1 protein-coding gene is annotated in these 585 nt (G+C 42.9%); it reads right to left on the bottom strand.

From position 1 onward, the window contains the following. A partial coding sequence (locus K4A83_RS22810; RefSeq protein ID WP_265267020.1) for a transposase occupies window positions 1-585 on the bottom strand: 585 nt, incomplete at both ends.

Genomic DNA, 585 nt, shown 5'->3' with positions numbered 1-585 from the left:
ACAAGTCAATCAGCACTACATAAAATATCCAGGTCGCCCATAACTGCAACTTAATGCCATTGATTGAACCCGTCCACAAGTAACTCAAACCCAATAAACGTTTCAGAGTATGAAAAGTTGTTTCAATCGTCCAACGACGGTTATACAAATCCCCGACAACGTAAGGCGGCAGCCTTTCTGGGTCTACAACAGAAGTCACATAACGATACCAACTTGAACCATGACGAATTTCCACTAAACGCACTGACAGAATTGGATTTCCCTTATACCCTTTTCCCAAACGAATTATTTGATCTCGGTGAGAGAAAGAGTGACTCAAGGTTTTAATCACTTCATATTTTGCCCCCTGTTTATAACGAGTAATCCAATCTGATTGAGCTTCTATTATAGTTAGCACTACCGCCATCATGAAGGGAAGGCTCAAAATTCTCTCCCGCATCCCGAAAGAGCGGTAGTACGCTAGTTGACTATAGACACAAGGTTTGATTAAATCCTCTAGCTGTTGTGCGATCGCCTCGGAATCTAGATTGGGCTGGGTGCGTTGTCTGGTATGGTCTTTGATACTTTTCTGAGAGTGAGCCATGG

It is taken from the genome of Spirulina subsalsa FACHB-351, assembly GCF_026130165.1.
In the GTDB taxonomy this organism is placed as follows: domain Bacteria; phylum Cyanobacteriota; class Cyanobacteriia; order Cyanobacteriales; family Spirulinaceae; genus Spirulina_A; species Spirulina_A subsalsa_A.
The sequence above is the reverse complement of the archived record's forward strand: the minus strand, read 5'-3'. Positions and strand labels throughout refer to the sequence as shown.